Raw genomic sequence first — 23,275 nt, forward strand, 5'->3', positions numbered from 1 at the left:
ATAGTTTTATTCTTTTAAATAGCTCCTCAATTGAGGAGTTTTTTATGCAAAATGAAAATCAAAAATATTTCACCGACACAACTCCGGTTAAGTCAGAACAAGTAAATAAGCCAATAGCTACAGAGCCAAACCATTACGATTTGTCTATGGTTCTACTAAGTGATTTGGTTAACTTAAAAGAAGAAGTAACCAAACCTGTTTTATCAAATTTTTGCTCTAACTTGCTTGCAAGAGTTTTTGTGCCATTGAATACGGAGCAACAAGAGTATTTATATAGTCTTTTGACAATGGATAAGAAATCTCACGTTAAAATAAAAATTAAAAGATTAGAGTATAAATACTTAAGTTATTTCAATGATATATCCGGAAAAAAATCAGAAGAACAATGTAAACTCGAAGAAATGCGAATTGATGTCCTAACTCATCGTAGATCATGTAGGGTTTTAAATAAAATACTATCCTTATGTGAAATTAGTACGAGTAAGCCCGAAAAAGGTATCGAGAGCAGACCTATTAAACCAGCAAAGGTGATGACTAAAAAAGTCTTTAACATATCTGATTTAGAAGCAGAGTTAATATTTCGTAGTAATGAAAATGGTGTTGAGTTAATTCAGGAAGTTCTAAATAAAGGGAACGAAAAAAGAGTACTTATTACAACTAAAGAAATGCTTGTGCCATTTGAAAAAATGTACCAATTATTTCCTAATTTTCAGGATGTTATTTCAGAAATACATGCCTGCTTGAAATTGTCTTTATATACTGAATTGCCGATAGAATTCCCTGCTATTAACCTAAATGGGCCTCCAGGAATAGGTAAAACTCACTTTATTAAAACGTTATGTAAGCTCCTTAATCTAGACTTTCATGATGCATCAATTGCTACCATGAGTGGTAAACAAGATCTTGTGGGTGGTAGCTCGCAATTCAAAAGTTCGACGATAGGGGAGGTAGCAAAAGCGCTATTAATGAAAACAGAGACATATCAGCCTTGTATTTTATTAGACGAGTTATGTTTAGCTAAGTGTGAAGGCGAACACTCAATTGTTCCTTCGTTATTGGCTTTATTCGATTACGAGCAAAGGAAGTGCGTAAAAGAGCGCTATTTAGATTTAGATATGGATTGCAGTGGAATTATCTTCTTCACCACAACTAATAATATTGAAAATCTTTTGCCAGCGGTTAGATCAAGGCTAACCAATTTTGAAATACTACCACCTAGTTCTGATGAAATGTTAGTAGTTTGTAATGAAATATATAAGTCTTTTTTAGCTGAAAAAGGACTTAGAAAACTATTTATTGATAACTTATGTATTTCAGTTAGCTCTATATTAAAAGGCATGACACCTCGAGAAGCTAAATCAGCAATAATTTCAGGCGTAAAAAGATCATTAGTAAGATCAAATAACAAAAACTCTCTGACGTGGTTTAATGGATTCGACTACCCCAGTTAAGACATAATAACCTTAACTGGAGAACATAAATGACAAAACGTAAAAAATACACCAAAGAGTTTAAACTTGATGCAATTTCTTTAGTCAGAGATCAAAATATTAGTGTATCTGAAGCGAGCAGAAATCTAGGTATTGGAAATCAAATGCTTGGCCGCTGGATCAAAGAAGCAGAACAAGAAGATGGTCAAGCTTTTCGAGGTAACGGTAAGCTAACACCTGATCAAGAAGAAATACGTAAATTAAAAGCCCAAGTAAAGCGCCTGGAGATGGAGCGTGAGATATTAAAAAAAGCGACGGTCTTCTTTGCAAAAGAAACGAAGTGAAATATTCGTTTATTACCCATCATAAGAAGATCTGGCCTGTGGTACTTATGTGCCGAATATTGGGTGTAAAAAGCAATAACTATTATAGTTATCAAAAGCGTAAATTAGATAAGCCAAGTGATTCAACACACCAAGAGATGCTTGAGTTAGTAAAGGATATTGCCAAATTTAGTGACAATACCTATGGCGAAAGACGTATTAAAGCGGTACTGAATGCGTTGAGTTTCCGCGTAAGCCGATGGACAGTAGCCAAATTAATGAAAGAGGCTAATGTTTGGGTTCGTTACAAAAAGAAATATAAAGCAACAACCAATAGCAATCACAATAAGCCGCTTTATAAAAATGAGCTTGAGCAAAATTTCATCACAGAGCAGCCAAATCAAGTGTTTGTTGGTGATATCACTTATATTTGGACTGCGGAAGGTTGGCTCTATTTAGCGGTTGTTATCGACCTATACGCTCGCAAAGTTGTTGGCTGGAGCATGGGGTCAAGAATGAAAGCTCAACTTGTCTGTGATGCACTAACGATGGCTGTTTGGCAAAGAAGCCCAGAGAAAGGACTTATTGTTCATTCCGATCAAGGTGTTCAATATGCAAGCCACCAGTACCGAAAATTACTTAATAACAATGGCTTTATTGGCAGTATGAGTAAAAAGGGCTGCTGTTGGGATAATGCCGTTGCTGAAAGCTTCTTTGGTAGCCTAAAGCAAGAGCGTGTTCATTGGAGAAATTATGAAACACGCTATGAAGCGCAACAAGATATAATGAATTACATAACCATGTGGTACAACAGTAAGCGACTACACTCTTACTTAGGGTATCAAAGCCCAAATGATTTTGAATTAAAAATTAATGAGTTAGAAAAAGTAGCTTAACTAGGGTGACTGAATTTACTTGACCAGGTCACTCTGATAAATGTTTTACCGGACGATGTCTCTCATAAATTAAAGTCTAGGAACGGTAACAAATTATCAATTGGCTTTATTCATTAAGGAAGTTATATGAAATTATTTGATCCGTCTCTACGAGTTAATTTGAATAAACACAACTTTGAATTAGATGCGTTTATATTCTTAGATGTTGAGGCATCTGGCCTAGGGAGTGGAACATTTCCAATAGAGGTGGCGTATGCCTCTTCTATTGGGGATAAAAATGAATTCCTCATTAAACCAACCAATGATTGGTTAAACCATGGTACATGGTGCTCAAACGCAGAGCATGATATTCATAAAATATCTCGTGAAATGCTGATTGAAAATGGTGTGAATGTGCTTGATGTCGCCAATGCTATGAACATGGCATTACGTGGGGAATTAGTGTTATGTAATGATCTTGATTATGACGGTGTTTGGTTAACTCAGCTCTTTAAAGCTGCAAATATTGGTGTGCAATTCACTTTGACCGATATGAGGTACTTATATGAATATTGGGGTGAGGATAAAGCTAATGCCTTTAAAAAAGCTTATGAATCTATAGTTGCAATTACTTGCCATAGAGCTTTACCTGATGCAGAGCACTTTGTTAAAGCATTTAAACGGGTGGCCTCTAATTGTAATCGTTAGCTTATCCAGAATATTCTACCGATGCTTCGATTGAGCCTATGGTTTACTTCGGTGGTATTTACTTACAAATAAACGATAATCTATTGTCGTTTTCATCACTAGCAATACGGACAAATGAGTTAGGGAAGTGAGATACTTCTGATTCAGTTAACCAACCATCAGGAACAATTTTTTTGATTTTCCCATCAATACGTGTCGATTTAGGACCGAAGTTATTGATGTGATTTATATCAACATTGCAAACATAAGGGCTAGCTTTTTTAATTGATTCGAACCAAGTTTTGTCTGTATGTACGCCACGCTTATTTGTCCCCGAATAGCCTAATACTTCGTGTTGGTATGCATGACACAACTCATGTGTAATGAAATCAAATAACTCCCTTTGATTCTTTGTATACATGCCCTGGGAGTTTATTTTTGTGTGATGAAAAGTTGCACTAATAGATTGGTTGTTAATGTGATAGAAACCGGTAGATTTGTTGTATCCTGACATTAAATCTGCCATGTAAAATTGTCTATTAGGTAGAATTAGATTATCAAATGCATTTTTGCATATACTCTCCATTATATCATAAACCTCACCACCCAATTCACCGTATATTATCATTGCAGATTTTTTATATTCTTCAAAAGTATATTTCATCTTTTAGCTCTTATGTTGTTCTTGGCCATCTTTATTAGTGTAGAGCAAGTATATCCGCTCTACAATGTTTACTACCTAAAAATGAACTTGAGGTTATTATTTGAATACTTAAGATTAATTCAGAATACCTTCTAAAGTGACAAAGTAAGCCTCCTTACCTAACTAGTTGGAGATGCATACATTACCCCACGCTACGCTAAATACTTTATATCTTAGTTACTGATAAACCCAGATACGATTTGATTGCGTAGTCTTTAACTCATCAAGTTTGAAAATTAATAAATAAGGAAAACGTAATGGTTGTAGTTATTTGTTTTAATGATCTTAGTTAGCAGCTATCAAAGCCTAGTGATAAGGAAATCGAAAATGTATTTATTAACTTTAATATTTACGGTGAACCCCTCTGGTTCAGCGAGAGAATTAAATTGGAGTAAGAAATTATGAATGCGTTAAATAAAAAAGAAACTAAAACAGTAAACGTAGAAATATCTGAAGCATTGCTATGCCAACTCGCTTGGGCTTTTCCTTCAGGGACTAATGAGCAAAAGGTCGATTTTTGCTTGAGAAATGTTGTAGAAGAATCTCAAAAGATAGAAGGAATTATCTACCCTGAGGATAGGTTGCCATGTAGATCCTTTGAACATGTAGAAGTTAAAACGTAACACATATGAGCCTTATTCCCGTCAATAGGCAATAGGGTTTTATTTAGCTGCCGTTAGGCAGCTAATTGTTCATTCAATTCACAAGTTCATCTACTTCGCTATGTCAATTAGCCATTAAACAACGGTTTACGGCAAACACATATAGAGGCTCTCTTAGTGTGATCTCATCACTGCCTACTCTGTCTATCCATATGTTAAGTAGGGGCACTAGACATTTATCGGTTAACCTTACGCTGGTACTATTCAAGCATGATGACTCAGTGCCTTTGGGCACAGTTCAGTTAGTTTAAGACTCAGTTAAGGTGTAAACGCGCTTGCTCATTGCAATAATGCGCACCAATGGCGAGTCTAATCAAGCAAAGTGGCTTGGACTACTCGGCATAATAATCATCAACTTTCAGTTAACGGGGGCGATGATTAATCAGATGCTCTTACTCATCCAGTTAGGTGTTCAGCTCTCGCCATTGTGCGACTTAACCTTTTAAAAATTTATTTTCATCAAAAACCTGTCTATCCCGAAGCATGAAGTAAACACAGCGACCAATTTTATGTGCAAGTGCTGATAATGCTTTACCTTTACTCATGCGTTTTTGTAATTTAGCTAGATAGCGTTTAGCGTTGTCATTACCGCGAAGATAAAGCACCGCGGCTTCACTAAAAGCCCACTTCAGATAACCATTACCGATTTTATTACCGCTAGTACCATAGGTTTTCCCTGCAGACTCTGCTTTGCATTTCACTAATCGTGAATAAGAAGCAAACTGTTGAACGCTGGGAAAACGGTTGATGTCGCCAATTTCATATAAAATGGTTAATGCTAGAATTTGACCAATACCTGGGAATGTTCGAACGATATTGAGTAGTGCACCATAATGTTCTTTGGCTTTTCCTTCGATAAATGACTCAACATGCTTTAGCTCTCTGATGTAGCAATCTAGGATGTTCATGTCGAGTGCTATCATCCGTTGTACAACAGGATCATCATAATAATCTCGCAGTCCGTCACGGGCACTGACATTTTTTAAATTAAGTGATTGAGCGGGTAAGTTATATTGGCTGTCGGTGTTTACGACGTGAGCTTTTAATTCACTTCCATGTCGCATAACGTAGGTGCGTCTTCTGAGTAAATCTCTGGTTGCGCGTGTTTCTGCTGGGTAATTGTAGGCAAGTGGGAAATTCCCTCCGCGCATTAGGCTAGCAATTTTATAGGAGTCTATCTTATCGTTTTTAGCTTTTCCGCCATGAATAGCTTTCATATAAAGCGCATGGCCTAAAATAAACTCAACATTTATCTCACGACAAAAGTCACTGACCCAATACCAGCAATGCATGCACTCAACTCCAACCACCACCTGTCCAATATAGGGTTTGAGCAGCTTGTGTAACTGATGAGGATCGGCTTTTATTTTCTGATGAACGACTTTATTACCATGTTCATCAAGTATGCAAACATATAAAAGTCGTGCATGTAGATCGATTCCGCAATAATATTTATGTAAAGTAGTATAGAATTTCATTGAGCTTTCTCCTTTTGGTTTGGTCGCCTTGAAGTTTAGCTCAGTGCTAGACTTCGGGGAGAAGGCTCAATTAGTATCAAGTAAACCAACCCAAATTGCTGTGCCTAAAATATAACCTTTAAACTATACAAGGATAACTGATGAAAGAGACAAATAGTAACAATGAAAGTGAAGTAGCATTAGGCGCAATGATTTGGATTGCTATTGGAGCCATGCTTTATTATTTTGGTATGTTTGACGAATATATTGAAAAGTATCAAAAAAAAGCTGAAGTTAACAAGCAGCATATAAGTCAATTACAACAAAAAATTAAAACGAGTACTTCAATTAAGGAAAAGCTTACCTATATAGGAAGAGAAATAAGTGATTCATGTGAAAATTTTGCAACGAAGCTACATAAAAATAAACACTTTGAGATAGCTCAACGAACAACTGTTGAATCATTTACTTTAACTTCTTTGCAAAAAAGAGGCTCCAATTTAACCCCATTCAGAGGTTGTGAAGTTGCGGGTATTAATTTAACTGATAAAAAGAAGACCAATGCACTTGTAATGCAATGTAAGACCGCTGGTCCTAATTACCTTTCAAAAGGTGTGACTATTTCATGTTTATTGGATGAAAACCTTCAACCTAAAAAAATTCATATTCTCAATGCAAAACTCACGCACGTATTGAGCGGATTAGGTGATGTGGGAAATAAACATATCCCTTCGATTAGTAAATTCGGAAATATGCTAGGTCAAGCCGTTACAGGGAATGTTAAGTTTAAAATTTTTAAAGAGCAGTATATTGAATTACCTTCACCAACAAAATTTATAAAAGGGTTAACTAATTTAGTGTCGATGCAGGAGTTGGTAAGTGCTAACCAAGAAAAGTTGAGTAAACATCAAAAAGAGTTAAAGCAACATCAAGATGAAAATACTTGGTTTTAGTTGTAAACCTCAGGTGTATATCATCGTTATCAAGTGGAAGAATGCCAATGCTTCTCAAACAGATATCATTTTAAAAAGCATGATACCAGCTTAGATAAAAGATAACTCAATCGATGACGTGAGTTATAACTTTTGTGAATCTGAATTTAAAAAAATCAAATTGATTATTCAAAATATACAGTGGAGTATATGTCTACCTCACTGTAATACTGAAATTTAAAATAAGGTTTAACAACACTCTGATGAACACAGTTATAGTTTTTTCCCTCAAAATTAGAACTCGATTAGATGAACGATTTTGTTTATCACATGATTAAAAGGATCAACATGAATAAATACTTATTACTATTAGGCTTTTGTTGTTTCAGTGCGTCGGCATCAGCAACCAATATTGTTATTAAATACAATGAAACCGAGCAGGATAACAAAACAGGTTTTTTTGATAGAGCTGTTAGAATTCCAACAACTAGTAACCCAGGTGAAACTGTTGGTGAAGCTAGACGATACGCTTTTGAATATGCAGCTAAGATTATTGAATCTCAGGTTTACAGTGAGGCGGACATTATTCTTTCTGCAAATTATGCCTCTGCGGGGAGCTTTACTGCTACCACTCAAACAAACTTATATACCCACACTGAAACTTATAATTATGATGAGTTTGGTATCTTAAAAGCTGGCGTGAAATATAATCATCTCATTAGACGTATGCTTCAAAATGATACCAGTGCTCAGCAGAAGAATTATTTTGATGGCTACATGCAATTCAACTATAAAGGATCTAATTATGAGATTGCTAATGTCCAAAGTGAAAATGCTGGATTTGTTAATTTAGTACTACATGAAATGGTTCATGCACTTGGTTTTAATAATAGCAACTGCTACACATCAACTTGTGAATCTGATTGGCTAAGCCAGTCATCAATGAATATCTATGTTGATGTACCATATGATAGCCCTTGGAATGATATGGCATTAAGTGACAAGCAAACTGCTGTAGTTGAAGGCGATAAGGTTTTTTATGATGGTGGAGCTGCTTTACAGGAGTACATCTTACTTAATCTAAATTCTGGCTATGGTGAACATGGGATCATGCTTCATTCTGAACCAACAAGTTCTGGAGATATTAGTAGTCAATCATTAGGGCACATTTCTGCAAATGTTGACTCTATTGAGCTAATGAAATCTCGTGTTGGAAATACATTAAGCATTGGCGCGGCGGCTTATTATCTTTGTGATATTGGCTGGTGTCGCAATACAGGGTTTGTAACTGATTTTAAATTGGAAAGTGACTTTCCTGAGAAGTTTACGCCAAGTGAACCTGCAAACTTAGGTTACACAATTTTAAACCCAAATGAGCACGTTCTTGAAAACGTTTTCTTAAACGTAAATGTTAACGATGCTGATTTGGTAGACACTACTAACTTAAGCAGTAACTGTTCAATGAACGGAAGTATTATTAGTTGCGATATAGGTAATTTAGAATCATTTGGTGAATATACAGTTGATATTCCATTTGTAGCTGAACAAGGTAAGTATAAAATTTTATCTAATGTTTATTCTAATTCGTATTTAGTTGATATTGATGGTTCTAATAATGTCCATGCTGCTGTCATAACTGTTGGAGAAATCCCATTTCTTGATGTGACGATTGAAAACGAATTTACATTTGAAGAAGAATATCAAGTAAATATTAAACCTACTTTCGAAGCAAATTCAGCCCTTTCTTTTGACTGGAAAGTAATCTCATATGATGGTACTTCATTTGAATTAAGTGAGAACTCAGAAACCGGAGAAGTTATATTTACTGCTCCATCTATTGATGAAGATAAAGCTTTAACATTAAAGTTAATTGCTACATTTGATAACAGAACAGAAGAATTTGAAGTTACAGTTAATGTAACAGTTAAATCAGATAGCACAGATACAAACACAGGAACAGATACTGGTTCAGGGGCAAATAACGGCACAGGAACAGGGAATGGTTCTACCTCAAACAACAATAAAACGACTTCACCTGATAGTGATGATAAATCAAGTGGTGGCTCGTTCAATCTATTATTTTTATTGATTATCTTCAGCACCTTTGTAAATAAGCAGATAAAAATAACTAAAAGTTAATTCTCAAATTATCACCATTAAAGAACAAAATTAAAAAATCCAATAAACGATATGGAGTATGTTGTATGTCGAAATTAAATAAAAAATTACTGTTGTCTACTGTGAGTGCTTTAGTATTAAGCGCTTGTGGTGGAGGAGGTGAAGAAACAAAAACAGTAACAGCGCCGCCAGCAAAGGTAACACCAACGTTGAGTTTATCGGTTGCTCAATCCAGTTTAACGATAAATGAAAATGACCAAGGAGTTATTTCGTTGAGTACCAGTTATAACGGGCAGTCAACCATTGATTATAGCGTTTCTTTTTCTTCTGAAATAGTAGGGGTTAGTGCAGAGGTCATTGATCAAAGCTTACAACTAAACATTGATGAACTTGAAAACGACCATGTGATAACGCTAACGGTTATGGCCTCTTCAACGGCTGATAATCTTTCTTCTGAACAATCAATTGAAATAAACCTTACCAATTCTTCAGTAGTGGAGGTAATTGATGAGGTTGAACTGTGGACTGATATTGAGAGTGTTTTTAAGTTTGACGATTTTGAACTCGCTCTGTTACCTACTATTTATGCTAAAGCTGCCTATTTCAATGGCAAGTTAACTAGTACTGAATACCAAACAAGAGTATCAGATTTTACTGCGATAAAAGTAGAGGCAAGCAATCAAAAGTCAGCAGAAGAAAATACCTCGTTGTCTACGGGAGTTACTGATTATCAAGTGAGTTCAATTACAGAAACTGAACTTGTTGCTTTGCTAGACAAAGTAAAGGTTTTAGCTAGTAGCGAATATAACAAGCTTGTAGAAAAAGTTAATGAGTTAGCGCTACTTAGTGATGAAACTGTGCCTGCATTACCTCTCGATTCTTTTGGTTATGTTGAAACTTATGGTGTTTTCTCTGGCGTTATCGGTGCTACAAGTATGGGCACTTTTGTAGAAGAGAAGTGGCAGTTTTCTGAGCAATATCAAATATTAAATACGTTAATTCCTGTTCTTGGAAATACCAACGAATGTTCAGCTAACTAATTAAACAAAAGGAAAATAATATGAAGAATTACATTTTATCTGCATTGGTTAGTTTGATTGTTATAAATACTGCACTTGCTGAAGAAGTTACCTTAGTCGTTAAGGAATATGGTAGTGATAAATATATAACATTAGTAGTAGATTCAAGTGAAGTAGATGCAATTATCGAAAGCGAGATATATCAATCAGTTGAAAAAGATATTTGGGTTAAATCGCCAACTCCTGTCATCAAAAAACGTGTAGTTAAGGCTAACCGCTCAACTCCGCAAAAGTCTAGAAGTAAAAGCAGTAGCAATATTCAAAGTGCTGTTCAGCAAGAGCCAAATGACCCTGACTTTCAATTTCAATATTACTTTAAGGATAAAGATTTAAATCCAGGTTCTAGTGAGATATTAAAGGCAATAACAAAGTCTGTTCAAAACAAAAAATTAAGAATAGCAGTGATTGATGGTGGCTTTGAAGACCATGATGATATGGCTTGGGCTTACGGATATAACTTCTTTGATCATTGGGGGGAGGTTAAAGGGCCTGAATTTAGAGACTTAACCGATGAGCAAAAAGAATGCTCTGGTGGTCACGGATTAGGTGTTGCTTCAATTATTGGTGCGAAATCTAATAATGGTATAGGTATGACTGGCGTAGTTGATGCGGAAATGGTCGCATTAAGAGCCTTGTCTTGTGGTATAGGTCCTTTATCAGGTGTTGCCGAAGCCATTTTACATGCCGCTGGTGCAGAGGTTGATGATATTCCTGCAATTCCACAGGTTGATATGATTAATATAAGCATGGGGGGAGAGCTTGAATCATGTCCATCTTATCTTCAAGATGCTATCGATTATGCAAATGATAAAGGCATTATGGTTTTTGTTGCCGCAGGTAATCAAAATGTAGATGCTAATGGTGTTGTTCCTGCTAAATGTTTAGGTGTTTTTGTGACTGGCGCAACAGAGCAAGGTGGTCATAAAGCAAAGTTCTCGAATTATGGAACTAAAGTTGATGCGATGGGAGCAGGAATGGACGTGCTTGGTTATGCATCAAATGGTGTGATGGGTTGGTGGGAAGGGACTTCACAGGCTTCTCCTCTTGCACTTTCTATCGCTGCACTTGGATTACAACACAATCCTAATTTATCACGTGATGAGTTATTCACATATTTAAAAGTTACGGCGGCCCCAATTCGAGAAGATGTTCTAAGTGCAGAACAAGATTGCTCTGGTGATCGTTGCGGCGCTGGGTTATTAAATGCAGATAGCTTTATGGATTATATAGTTGCTTCTACAAACGGTGGCGTTTATAAGCTTCGCCATGCACTTTCACCTGAAAGCTCCTGTAGCCAAGACTTATTCATATCGAACCTTGGTAATAAATTACCCTTGTGTCAAATGTATGAACTAGTCATTGCTGATGGAAAGGGAATGTCAACTAATGAAATGCGTCTCGTAAGGGTTGGTAAAGGTGAAATTATGCTTGAAGAAAATGCTGAATTCATTATTAGTACTTATGAGAAAGTTATATTGCTTGAAGATATTGATGTTGAAAATTATGACTATGGTATTAAGGTTTGCCCTGATGAGCTGTGTCAGGCTCCAATCATAAAGGTAGAGACTGACGAAATGATTTTACCTGCGGTGTGTCAGTAGCTGATAACAATGTAGTAATTATTCTTTCCCCCGCTACGCGGAATATTCTATGTCCCAGTTCTCATTTTTATATAGTAAACAATCAGAACAGGAGCATAAATACTAACTGAATCGCCCCGTGTTTGCCAGAGACTCAATAACTTGAGAAACTGGAACTATGAAAAAATCAAATCGCTATACATCAGAATTTCGTGAACGTGCAATTAGGCTTGTTACCACACAACAGCATGAATACCCTTCTCTTTGGGCTGCGCTAGTATCGATTTCAGATAAACTGGGATGTACCCCAGAAACACTTAGAGCATGGGTCAAGAAATCTCAAGCTCAACCGTCTAAACCCTCTTCTAATACGCAATCAACTGAAGAACGCCTTGCCGTCTTAGAGCGCGAGAATAAAGAGCTCAAGCGAACGAATGATATCCTGAGGCAAGCTGCCGCTTTTTTCGCCCAAGCGGAGCTCGACCGCAAACAGAAGTAATAGTGGATTTTATTGATGCTTGCAGAGAGCATTACGGTGTCGAGTCAATTTGCAAGGAATTGCCGATTGCACCATCAACGTATTATTCTCATAAACAGATACAAAGAGAGCCTGAGCGACTGTCTAACCGCAAAAAGCGTGATGCTGAGCTGATAATACTCATTCGCGAAGTGTGGGAGGATAATATGTCAGTTTATGGTGCAAGAAAAATATGGAAGCAGCTACAGCTTGACGACCATCAAGTCGCCCGCTGTACAGTCGAACGATTGATGCGAGTTATGGGAATTCAAGGTGTTCGTCGGGGTAAAGCACATAAGACAACGATACCTGACGAGCAACAAGATAAGCCACTTGATTTAGTTAATCGTCAATTTACTGCTGAGCAGCCAAATCAACTTTGGGTAGCTGACATCACCTATGTTGCCACATGGAGTGGGTTTGTTTATGTCGCTTTCGTGATAGATGTTTTTTCACGATACATTGTAGGTTGGCGTGTATCAACGACAATGCACACAGAGCTTATTCTTGATGCGTTAGAGCAAGCTATTTGGCATCGTGGCAACCCCGAAGGGTTAATTCACCACAGCGACAGAGGCAGCCAATATTTGTCTATACGATACACTGAGCGACTTGCTGAAGCTGGAATTCAAGCGTCTGTAGGCAGTGTGGGTGACTCTTATGACAATGCATTGGCTGAAACAATAAATGGATTATTTAAAACAGAGATTATTCGCAGAAATGGCCCGTGGAAGAATGTTGATGCTGTTGAATACGCAACGTTAGAGTGGGTCAATTGGTTTAATAATCAACGCTTATTATCTTCAATTGGGTATATTTCACCAGCTCAATATGAAACAGACTACTATGATAATTTAAACGAGTCAGGTAAAGTGGCCTGACTTAAACAAACTGGTCTCCGATGAACTCGGGGCGATTCAAACTAATATTTCTAATTGAAATTATAAGGAGTAGGCTTTTGAAGCTTATAAAATTAAAAGAATTTGGTTTTGATGCACTGGCTAATTTATACATTATGTCAAGAGAGGAAAGTGTAAATATGCTAATTGACACTTTGGAAAATATAGAAGAAGTTAATCAGCTTAAGACTTTTATCGAATTAAGTAAAAATAAAGGATTAAATGATGTGGCAGGTATTATTAACAATTTAAATGTGGAGTTAGAGACAAAAGGGGGCCTTATCGTTATTTGATACTCTTTATGTGAATCCACTAAGCTACTAGTTATTAAAGAACCCCGCCTTTTATATAGTGAAACATCGTACGTTTATGGCTGAAAAACTCTAGCTGATAAACAAAAGTACATATTTGTTATTTAAACTATTAACTATTGAAAAATAGAATTGATAGAGGTCGAACATGACTAAAATGAATGAAACTTACTATGAAACACTGCACGAAAAGGTTAGTAAGTTTGGCTATACAATTATGAGTATTGTTTCTGATGAGCCTAGATCATCTGAGCACGCTGCTTATTGTTACACCATTGGCTTATCAAATTATGGCTTTCCCGAAATTATGCTTGCTGATTGCTGCTACGATGATGTTGTAGAGCTTAGCGATATTTTTTTTGATAAAGCATCAGATGGCTATAAATTCGATAAAAGCTTTGTGTTAAAGCTGGCTGATACAGACAGTAAATTCAAAGCTATTGAATTACTAAAAGGCACAAAGGAAGATCTTACTGAGCAAGCAAAGCATTATTTTCATTTATTCAGGCCTGAAGATGAAAACTATAATCTTATATATATGGGGAAAGCTGATGAATTTGGAATATTTCCAGATGAAAAAGTTTTTGTCGAATCTAAGCATATAAAAAAGCTGTTTTATAAGCTGCGTGAGTATCAAAATAAAGAAATAACGAACCTAGTATTTCCACAACCTTCCACTGTTCAATAGTTTAGTAAGAGTAATATGGAAACAGAAATGGATATGAGTGAAATACTTATCGAAACTTGTCTAGCGGAGGAGCAACCACCTCATATTTGTAGCGCATTAAGGGGCATTAAATTAACGCATAAAATATCAGGGATTATTGTTACTTCAACTAAAGAAAAATCTCAGCGTGCTAATTATTTAGGCGCACTAGAGTTGTTAAAGCTAAAATTGGTAAAACAACGATTTGAAACTATTGATGAAGATGATCTAGTTGATGGTGCAACCTTTTTGCAAGATCTTGATTCTGGAAAATATGATTAGGTTTAAATTTATGGATTTGGAGTCAGACAATAAGGTTTAAGAGTCTGTAATGCTTATGTCATCAAAGTTTAAATGTATGGTTCTAGAAAGAGAGCTTGACCCTGTAACAAAATCTGTGTAACTGCCTATCATTAATACCCATGTAGGGTTTAGGATAGGCAGACTATGAATAAGAAAGAACTTGAAGCGTTTGCGAAGCAAACCGCTAAATCAATTAAAACCGAAGCTGACTTAACTGACTTTCGTAAAATGCTAACCAAGGTAACGGTTGAAGCAGCACTTAATGCTGAACTAGACGAACACCTTGGTTATGCCCGCCATGAACAATCTGAGCATCAGAATTACCGTAATGGTTATTCACCGAAAACCATTCGTACAGAAGATGGTGAAGTCGATTTAGATGCTCCACGTGATAGAGACTCAAGCTTTGAGCCGCAGCTCGTAAAGAAGAACCAAACCCGCTTTACCTCGATGGACGACAAGATTTTATATCTGTATTCCAAAGGCATGACAACGCGTGATATCGTCGCAACGTTTAAAGAAATGTACGATGCCGATGTATCACCAATGCTTATTTCTCGGGTAACAAACGCCGTTATTGAACAAGTGGTTCAATGGCAAGCAAGACCTTTAGATTCGGTTTATCCCATCGTCTATTTAGACTGCTTAGTGGTTAAAATCAGGCAAGATAAGCAGGTCATCAATAAAGCGGTTTACCTCGCCTTAGGTGTTAATGTTGAAGGTCATAAAGAATTACTTGGCATGTGGATATCAGAAAATGAAGGGGCTAAGTTCTGGCTTAATGTACTCACTGAGCTGCAAAATCGAGGCGTAAAAGATATCCTCATCGCTTGTGTCGATGGGCTTAAGGGATTTCCTGATGCGATTAATACGGTTTATCCTGAAACGCAGATACAGCTCTGCATCGTGCATATGGTATGTAACTCTCTAAAGTTCGTGCCTTGGAAAGACTACAAAGCTATCACGGCAGATTTAAAACGAATTTATCAATCAGTCACTGAAGACGAAGCTCTGTTGTCGCTCGACCAATTTGAGCATCGATGGGATAGTAAATACCCGAGCATCTCTCGCTCATGGCGCAGTAACTGGCAAAACGTCAGCACGTTATTTAACTACCCTGACGATATACGCAAAGCGATTTATACCACGAATGCGATAGAGTCACTGAACAGCGTTATTCGTAAGGCGATTAAAAAACGTAAGTTATTTCCACATGATGATTCAGCGAAGAAAGTTATCTATTTGGCGATTGAGCAAGCGTCGAAAAAGTGGACGATGCCGATAAGAAATTGGAAAACGGCCTTGAATCGATTTATGATTGAATTCGCAGACCGTTTGAAAGATGTTATTTAAACCTGGCAGTTACACAAAATGTGTTACAGGGTCTATTTTTTACTTAATAGATTTTGCCTACTGGCTTTACTCTACAATATCCATTTCTTCGATTAGGTTGGTTGCACCATCAACATGTTCCATCACCCAAAGCATGTATTTAATGTCAACATGGATTGAACGATTTAGTTTTGTATCGTAATCCCAATCGCCAATAATACTTTCGTAAACACCGTCAAACACCAATCCGACAAATTCAGCTTTATCATTCAGGGTTGGAGAGCCAGAATTACCACCAGTTATATCTAAGGTGCCCAAATAGTTTACCGGTACAGAGCCAAGTTCTTTTTTAGCATATTCGCCGTATTGCTTATTTTTGATCAGAGCAAGCTCTTTTTTAGGAGCATCAAATGGGGCAATGCCGGTATCTTTTCTAACAATACCCTCTAGGGTTGTGAAAGGAGTTGCCACGAGTCCATCTTGAGGTGAGTAGCCTTTAACATTACCGTAGGTTACACGTAGGGTGCTATTAGCATCAGCATATACTGGTAGATCTTTTGCGTTAAAGTACGCAATCAATGCTTCCATATATTTAGGGCGAAAAGACTGAATGTTACCAGAAAGCTCTTCGTTTGATTCTTCAATATGCTTGCGCTCTTCATAGGTATCTACTGCTAATTGAATGAAAGGGTCATTACTCTTTGAAAAATCTACTGGTGTTTTATTCATCCAAGCTAAACGAGTATCTTGATCATTTAATGTTGTTGCCTGGTACATTTTTGCTAGTTTAGCCTGCAATTGCTGTTCATTAGTGTTTTGCTCAATATTAAAAAATTTATCAAGTGAAGCTAAACGTTGTGATTTTGGCAATTGAATATAGTGTTTAAACATAGCCAGTAGAATTTTCTGGTCCATTTGAGCATCGTAACGGCGATTAACGGCTTTCATACTTTGTTCAAAACCAGCAATATCGCGTTCTTGGTAGCCTCGCTTACGTTCAACATTAGGCTTTTTATTCTCAAGTGATAAGCGATGTAAACGTGTAGCAGTGCTTAGCATTTTGCTGTAATTCATATAACCTAAGATTAAGTCTCTGGCTTGGTTTTGCTGATCTTGTTTAATTAAGCCATTTAAACCTTTTAATGCATCACCGTATTTAGCTTGGCGCTTTGTTGAAGCATTTATCCATTGAGTAAGTTCAGACTCTAGTGATTGCTTACGCACTAAAGTTGTGCCTTTATTGTAGCTTTCAACCATGCTGCCATAGTTTTTTGCATAGTTAGCAAGTCCAGCTAAAGTACTTTCATATTTAATTCTTACATCGCTACCTGCAGCTGAGTTTTCGTGAATAATGTCGATTATTTCTTCACGATAAGCTTTAGCTTGTGGGTATGTCCAAGTAAATTGGTTTTCGACTTCTAGCGCTGTACGATAGCGATTTGTTCTACCTGGGTAGCCTAATACCATGATGTAGTCATTTTCATCAACGCTACTTTTATTCACTTTTAAGTGATGTTTTGGTTCATAGGGTACGTTTTCGACGCTGTAGTCAGCTGGCTGTCCATCTTTACCTACATAAGCGCGATAAAAGCCATAATCACCGGTGTGTCTTGGCCACATCCAGTTATCAATATCTCCGCCGTATTTACCAATGCTGCTAGCTGGAGCATGTACTAAACGCACATCACGAATGGTCAATTGCTTAAATAGGTAATACTCTAGGCCGCCATGAAAGTTAACCACACTACAGCGGTACTTACTGTCACTTTCACACTCGGCAACGAGTGATTTAGAGCTAAGGTCGATACTATTAAAACGCTGTGAACCTGTCATATCTGAGCTTAATGCTGCTTGGATAATGTCAGTCACGGGGGTTATTTCTTCTGTGACATAAATCCTACTTCCTGGCGTTGCTGGTAGCTCTTCTTTGAATGACTTGGCCAAGAAACCATTTTTTAGTAGGTTGTTTTCTTCAGTAGAGTTGTACTGTACTGAGCCATAAACACAATGGTGGTTAGTAGCAACAAGACCTTTGTCTGAAACAAAAGAGGCAGTACAGCCCCCTAAGCTAACGATAGCGCCCATAGGAAAGCCGGTAAGGTCGGTTAATGATTTAGGATCAAGTTTTAATCCCGCATCAACAAGCTTTTCTGCGATAGTAGGTAGTTGATGTGGTTGCCACATCCCTTCATCCGCTATTGCTGCTGTCGATGCTAATGCAAAGCATAGTGAAGCAAATTTTTTCATTGTTATTCTTCTCAAAAAGTTAATAATTAAAGCTAGCCGCAGTTTGCTGTATCACCGATAATTAGTCAAAAAAATTCGTCAATTACTTTCCAGCTAAAAAGTGATGATAAAATGAGCCAACTATTTGATTAAAAGCATTAAACAATAAAAATTAATTCTTTAATGCTTGTTGAACGCAACGTGTTTCTATAGTCTTACAAGTACCAGTAAATAAATATCTACACTTTTATTTATCTCACTTGATAGACTTCCTAAATAAAGAGACTCTTAAGGAGTATTTGTGCTTATTAAAGATAATTTTGATGAGGCATTAAAATTCAGTGAATCGACCAATGAATTTTTATCGCATTACCAAATTCCGCCTAGCCCGGTAAACTACTCGGTTATCTATCTGCATGTCAGTAAGCGTAATGAAAAATTAAGTGTAGAGTTAGAACGACATCTACAAACCTATCAAGAAATCGATTTAATCTTTATCGAAGGCTTATTTGAAAAATATATTTCAAACGCTCATACTATTGATAAGCAAATACTTGATCCCATTGAAAAAGCTTTAGCTTCTACTTTGGAGAAGATCAATCTACAAGTAGATAGTGATAAAACGGTAGCATCAAACTTAAAAAAAGCTGAGCAAGCACTGACAAAGCATGAATATCATAAGTCCATGCAAAGTATTGTGGCATTTTTAATGAGCAGTATAACGACATCTCAACAACAGCATGGTGATTTATCTCTAGAGTTAACTAGAGCTTGTGGTGAGGTTAATTTTCTCAAGTCTAAACTGGAAGCCGCGCGTCATGAAGCTATTGTTGACTCTTTAACAGGGCTATATAATCGCCGAGGCTGTGATATGAAGCTACAAGAACTCGATATAGAGCAGGTTCATTCTTCATTAGCTATTGATATTGATCATTTTAAAAGTGTAAATGATCAGTTTGGTCATTTTATTGGTGATAAGGTGATTCAGCGTATTGCTAAAGTCATTAAAGCGACCATCTCAGATCAAGATATTGCTGTGCGCTTTGGTGGTGAAGAGTTTGTGGTTGTAATGGTTAATAAAACCATGACACAAGCACATGAAGTGGCTGAAAAAATTAGACTGGCAATATCGCAATTAAAGTTAATGCAAAGGGACTCTAAAGCCTACTTGCCTAAAATATCAGTATCGATTGGTATTGCTCAACGACAAGATGAGCTTAATTGGACCGCATTGTTTGAACAGGCTGATACCGCTTTATACCAAGCTAAAAACAACGGTAGAAATAGAAGCGTTTGTTTATAAACGCTTCTATTATTTGAGCTGAACTTAATTAGAGCCACACTTTATTTTTTAAGGGTGAAACGATTGTGGAAATGCTTGATTTGATTTTAATGCTTTAATTAATGCTTGTTCGCTTTCATTTCGAGCCTCTTGGCCCCAACCATTAAAATTAACCAACTCGTCAATAGGTCTTCTGGGTAACCAGTTTGCAGACTCTAGCTCTGGTTTTTTCTGAAAATGACTAACATAACCAAGGCACAAATAAGCGATTGGTACGACAGAATCAGGCAAAGCGAGTGTTGCTTTTAAGGTGTCATGATGCAGAATTGAAACCCAGCCAACGCCTAAACCTTCCGCACGAGCAGCAAGCCAAAAGTTTTGTACCGCACATACCGAGCTATATAAATCCATTTCTTTCATATGAGTTCTGCCAATAACTGTTTTGCCTGTTCGGTTTCGATCGCAAGTAATACAGATATTGATAGGTGACTCAATAATGCCTTCAAGCTTTAAGTTCTTATATTTTTCTTGCTTACTTGCTTCAAACATTGTTTGTGCTTCTTGATGAGCAAGGGTAAAACTTTGATGTATTTTAGTTTTTACTTCAGGACATTGTATAACAATGAAGTTCCAAGGCTGCATAAAACCAACAGATGGCGCATGGTGGGCAGCATATAGTATCCTGCTTAGTACATCATTTGGAATTTCCGTGGCTAGAAATTGCCCTCTAACATCTCTGCGGTTAAAAATTGATTTATATAAGCCATATTGCTCTTGTTCATTAAATTGATGCGTCGCTCTTGGCTGCGCGGTGTTGTTATTGAATAAATCCAAAATATTCCCCTTCTTGGACTTTAAAAGCGGTCGGCCTTCCACTTTGTTGGCATTATTGGGCAGGTCTTCTGACTAAGACATAAATTTAGATAAAATAAATTAAAGTTTGATACCTTCCCAGCATTTATTGCCAGTGGCTTTAATATCGGTTTTAAACCTAAGGGTATTGCGCAAGCGCATAAGATTGCTCTGCGATATTTTCAAACTAATACGTCATTACAGCGTTGGGCACGTACTGGATTTTCACCAATTTCCCTATTCTCCTGAACTTACCCACTAAAAGTAAGTAACAAGCACCTAATAATAAATTACCAGGACTATAACACTGCCGGTATAAATTGAAAAAATTATCTTTAATTTGGCGTATGTATTTATTGATAAAATCAGCAGAGGCGAGGCGAGTGATTGACCAAGTTGACGGATAAAAAAAAGGGAAGATAAATTAATATCTTCCCTAGTTACAATCTAGTTGGGAGTCTAGTTTGGGGTTATTTCTATATCTTTATGGGTTGTATGTTACGTCTAAGCTCACACCACTTGCCGCAACGTACCCATAGATACCTATATGCCAGGTGTCGGCTATTGGGTTAGTAAATGGGCATGCTTCTGTGTTACCACTTTTATAAGGGCGACAGTCATAAGTTGAAGTTGTTGGTTGTGCACCACGGCGAATGTACATATCTGCATCACCAGTGCCACCACTCATATTGAAATCAAGTGTTGCCATGCCTGCAGGTACATCAATGGTGTAATAAGTCCATGCGCGACGTGCAACTGTGATATCAGTTACTGAGGCACTACCACCTGTAGCATCACCGCCACCGCCCGTTGACCCTTCAGTGAAGCTACCTGTTAAGTTCACACCAGTGAAGGCAGAATATCCAATAACTTTCACATAATAAGTACCCGCTTGTGCTGTCTCTATCGGGCAAGACTCAGCATTTCCGCCTTTATATGGACGACAATCATAGCTCGTCGTTGTTGGCGCTGAGCCAAATTTAACATAAAGATCAGCATCACCTGTTCCACCAGCCATGGTAAAGTTAAGATCGGTTGCACCAGCAGGCACTTCCATCGTAAAGCTTAATTCCTGTGCTGCAGCACCAGACAAGTTGGTTTTAGCTATGCTATTTTCTAAAACATTGCTACCACCTGTTGGTGGTGTAGTGCCACCATCACCACAACTTGCGGCTAATGCGTCAGAAGCAGCTTTTGCCTGCACTAAACCGTAACCGGTTTTGTTATCACGGCCAGCAACGTCTAAATCAATAGCCGTTGATTTTAATGCGTTACGTACTTCTGTTGCTGAACAGTCAGGGTTATTACTCCAAACTAAGGCTGCTACGCCTGTAACGTGTGGGGTTGCCATCGATGTACCGTTATAATAAGCGTAATCTTGGTTGCCAACTACATTCAAGCTAACGTTTGTTCCAAGTTGTCCCATTAGTTGTAAGCCAAGATCGCGATTTATTGACACAGTAGGTACAGTAACGTCGGTATTGGCATCAACTAAAAATGGATTTTGAAGACCTGGTCGGGTGCTATTACTATAAACAATTACGCCAGATGCTCCGGCATCAGCACAAGCTTTAGCTGGGTTTATTTCAGGATAATTACTGCCTTTTTGGTTATCATTACGTTCAGCTAAACAAATATTACCAGCAACATTTGAACAACTATAACTGCTACCTGAAAGCGTACAGGCAGATAAAACACCGTTTGCGGCACTGTTAACATTACTGACGGTGAAGCTACCACCGCTTTGTATGTAGTGTGTTTGTGGTACAACTTCATCGTTACCATAGGTTGTTGAACCTAAGGTGATATAACCTAAACGGCCATCACCCGCCACGGTTGATAAAATAGCTTCACCAGGTGCTGAAATTTCAACTTGTGAAGTATATTGTGAAAACTCTGCATGTTGACGACCTTGATCAAGTGCACCTACAGCCATAACAGAATCATAAGATGCAGGGTAAGATAGTGTTGAATCGCCATCGTTACCCGATGCAGCAATAAGTAAAACACCTGCATCAGCTGCAGCTTGTAATGAGTTACGTTCTGCATTGCTTGAGCCCGCACCACCTAAACTCATGTTAATAACTTTTGCACCATTGTTAACACAGGTGTCAACGGCATCAATGAGTTCACCTGTGTAACCCCATCCAGCTTCGTTAAATACTTTCACAATGTGCAGGTTGACATTAGTATTTGGCATAATACCTACAACACCCTCTGAGTTATTTACTGCTGCAATAGTTCCTGCGACATGTGTACCGTGCGAACCGCCATTTTGGTACCAATTACCTGTACCTGAATTGTTGGTACCAGAAGCATTGTTTGCATTTAAATCGGGATTAGCACGTTCGTAACCTGAGTCAATAATACATACCGTCATATTCGCTGCATCATTGTCAGAAATTAGGTCTGATTGGGTATCTGCAATGCCCCAAGGTTGATTTTGAGCCATTAAATAACGTTTGTAATCTGGTTCTGCAAACTCGACATCAGCGTGACTGTTCAGCTCCATCACCATTGCTTTAACATCATTGATGTGTTTTTGTTGACCTAATGAGATAACGTGACGGCCATTCTTTAACTTTTTCAGATGTTTCAGGCTATTGCCTGCTTTTTTAGCCAAACCTTTCGGCATAGCTTTTTCTGAGGTTACACCATTTAAAGTTTGTGCTTCAAAACCATTCTTATACTTAACAATGATTCTGTCGGTAAAGTCATAACTCTTAAATTTTTGTTGTTCACGCCATTGGCTAAAGTCTTTATTGACCGCGGTGGATGAACTCTGAGCACCAATGAGGATCGGCTGGGTTATTTCAGCTGCTTCAAATGTTTGTGCGTTGCTTATACCGCTAGCCGCAAGAATTGATAGTGTTAATGCACTTAAACCTAGTATTTTTTTATTTCTCATCTGAGTCGAACTCCAATTTGAATTTGTTTTTACGCTTAATGGAACATGCTAGATGCAACATAGGACGTATTATTTTTATCGTTGGATGATTTG

At 37.5% G+C, this 23,275-nt stretch carries 19 protein-coding genes, 1 riboswitch and 1 other annotated feature; of the genes, 14 read left to right on the top strand and 5 right to left on the bottom strand.

What is annotated here, in order from left to right; translation table 11 throughout:
- Window positions 1–44 precede the first annotated feature (44 nt).
- From FGD67_RS20340 to FGD67_RS20350, 3 genes are all read left to right on the top strand, one after another.
- Entirely contained in the window at window positions 45–1,451 is a 1,407-nt protein-coding gene (locus FGD67_RS20340) for an ATP-binding protein (protein WP_257172840.1), read from the top strand.
- Window positions 1,452–1,480: 29 nt separating this feature from the next.
- Window positions 1,481–2,649 (top strand): IS3 family transposase gene (locus FGD67_RS20345; RefSeq protein WP_257172841.1). Its coding sequence is split into 2 segments (ribosomal slippage): window positions 1,481–1,730 and window positions 1,730–2,649, totalling 1,170 coding nucleotides; the frame shifts between segments, so codons are not numbered across the junction.
- A gap of 126 nt (window positions 2,650–2,775) precedes the next feature.
- Complete coding sequence (locus FGD67_RS20350) at window positions 2,776–3,336, top strand: hypothetical protein (protein WP_257172842.1); 561 nt, start codon at window positions 2,776–2,778, stop codon at window positions 3,334–3,336.
- A gap of 58 nt (window positions 3,337–3,394) precedes the next feature.
- On the opposite strand, the gene FGD67_RS20355 is transcribed toward FGD67_RS20350, so the two are convergent.
- Complete coding sequence (locus tag FGD67_RS20355; protein ID WP_257172843.1) at window positions 3,395–3,979, bottom strand: hypothetical protein; 585 nt, start codon at window positions 3,977–3,979, stop codon at window positions 3,395–3,397.
- Window positions 3,980–4,419: 440 nt separating this feature from the next.
- On the opposite strand from FGD67_RS20355, the gene FGD67_RS20360 reads away from it, so the two are divergent.
- Window positions 4,420–4,641, top strand: a complete 222-nt coding sequence (locus FGD67_RS20360; RefSeq protein ID WP_257172844.1) for a hypothetical protein — start codon at window positions 4,420–4,422, stop codon at window positions 4,639–4,641.
- A gap of 473 nt (window positions 4,642–5,114) precedes the next feature.
- On the opposite strand, the gene FGD67_RS20365 is transcribed toward FGD67_RS20360, so the two are convergent.
- Window positions 5,115–6,158 carry an IS110 family transposase gene (locus FGD67_RS20365; RefSeq protein WP_257172845.1) on the bottom strand — a complete coding sequence of 348 codons (1,044 nt, stop codon included), beginning with the start codon at window positions 6,156–6,158 and terminating at the stop codon, window positions 5,115–5,117.
- A gap of 140 nt (window positions 6,159–6,298) precedes the next feature.
- Here FGD67_RS20365 and FGD67_RS20370 point away from each other — a divergent pair, with 140 nt between their 5' ends.
- From FGD67_RS20370 to FGD67_RS20410, 9 genes are all read left to right on the top strand, one after another.
- On the top strand, window positions 6,299–7,090 hold the full coding sequence (locus tag FGD67_RS20370) for a hypothetical protein (protein WP_257172846.1): 792 nt from the start codon (window positions 6,299–6,301) through the stop codon (window positions 7,088–7,090).
- A 327-nt stretch (window positions 7,091–7,417) separates the two neighbouring features.
- Entirely contained in the window at window positions 7,418–9,208 is a 1,791-nt protein-coding gene (locus FGD67_RS20375; RefSeq protein ID WP_257172847.1) for a hypothetical protein, read from the top strand.
- A gap of 65 nt (window positions 9,209–9,273) precedes the next feature.
- The gene (locus tag FGD67_RS20380) at window positions 9,274–10,227 is read left to right on the top strand and encodes a hypothetical protein (protein WP_257172848.1); all 954 of its coding nucleotides are present in this window, start codon (window positions 9,274–9,276) and stop codon (window positions 10,225–10,227) included.
- Between the two features lie 20 nt (window positions 10,228–10,247).
- A complete protein-coding gene (locus tag FGD67_RS20385; protein WP_257172849.1) occupies window positions 10,248–11,867 on the top strand; it encodes a S8 family serine peptidase in 1,620 nt (539 codons plus the stop codon).
- Window positions 11,868–12,024: 157 nt separating this feature from the next.
- A protein-coding gene (locus FGD67_RS20390; RefSeq protein WP_223230517.1) for an IS3 family transposase occupies window positions 12,025–13,244 on the top strand; the annotation gives its coding sequence in 2 pieces (ribosomal slippage) (window positions 12,025–12,313 and window positions 12,313–13,244; 1,221 coding nt in all).
- Window positions 12,303–12,419: a sequence feature (AL1L pseudoknot), on the top strand. Its footprint overlaps the gene before it by 117 nt.
- Window positions 13,245–13,321: 77 nt before the next feature.
- Window positions 13,322–13,555, top strand: a complete 234-nt coding sequence (locus tag FGD67_RS20395; protein WP_257172850.1) for a hypothetical protein — start codon at window positions 13,322–13,324, stop codon at window positions 13,553–13,555.
- A gap of 166 nt (window positions 13,556–13,721) precedes the next feature.
- Complete coding sequence (locus FGD67_RS20400) at window positions 13,722–14,261, top strand: hypothetical protein (protein ID WP_257172851.1); 540 nt, start codon at window positions 13,722–13,724, stop codon at window positions 14,259–14,261.
- Window positions 14,262–14,276: 15 nt separating this feature from the next.
- Window positions 14,277–14,561, top strand: a complete 285-nt coding sequence (locus FGD67_RS20405; RefSeq protein WP_257172852.1) for a hypothetical protein — start codon at window positions 14,277–14,279, stop codon at window positions 14,559–14,561.
- A 165-nt stretch (window positions 14,562–14,726) separates the two neighbouring features.
- Window positions 14,727–15,935, top strand: coding sequence for an IS256 family transposase (locus FGD67_RS20410; RefSeq protein ID WP_257172853.1), 1,209 nt, complete (start codon window positions 14,727–14,729; stop codon window positions 15,933–15,935).
- A gap of 66 nt (window positions 15,936–16,001) precedes the next feature.
- On the opposite strand, the gene FGD67_RS20415 is transcribed toward FGD67_RS20410, so the two are convergent.
- Window positions 16,002–18,161 (bottom strand): S46 family peptidase, encoded by a 2,160-nt coding sequence (locus tag FGD67_RS20415; protein ID WP_257172855.1) that lies wholly within the window; start codon window positions 18,159–18,161, stop codon window positions 16,002–16,004.
- A 280-nt stretch (window positions 18,162–18,441) separates the two neighbouring features.
- Here FGD67_RS20415 and FGD67_RS20420 point away from each other — a divergent pair, with 280 nt between their 5' ends.
- Window positions 18,442–19,443 (top strand): GGDEF domain-containing protein, encoded by a 1,002-nt coding sequence (locus FGD67_RS20420; RefSeq protein ID WP_257172856.1) that lies wholly within the window; start codon window positions 18,442–18,444, stop codon window positions 19,441–19,443.
- 48 nt (window positions 19,444–19,491) lie between these two features.
- Here the strand turns inward: FGD67_RS20420 and bluB are convergent, their stop codons facing one another.
- Window positions 19,492–20,256, bottom strand: coding sequence for a 5,6-dimethylbenzimidazole synthase (bluB, locus tag FGD67_RS20425; protein ID WP_257172857.1), 765 nt, complete (start codon window positions 20,254–20,256; stop codon window positions 19,492–19,494).
- Window positions 20,257–20,296: 40 nt separating this feature from the next.
- A riboswitch (cobalamin riboswitch) is annotated at window positions 20,297–20,572 on the bottom strand.
- A gap of 186 nt (window positions 20,573–20,758) precedes the next feature.
- Window positions 20,759–23,182: a S8 family serine peptidase gene (locus FGD67_RS20430; RefSeq protein WP_257172858.1), complete on the bottom strand. Its 2,424-nt coding sequence runs from the start codon at window positions 23,180–23,182 to the stop codon at window positions 20,759–20,761.
- Window positions 23,183–23,275 lie beyond the last annotated feature (93 nt).

This window comes from Colwellia sp. M166 (assembly GCF_024585285.1).
In the GTDB taxonomy this organism is placed as follows: Bacteria; Pseudomonadota; Gammaproteobacteria; order Enterobacterales; family Alteromonadaceae; genus Cognaticolwellia.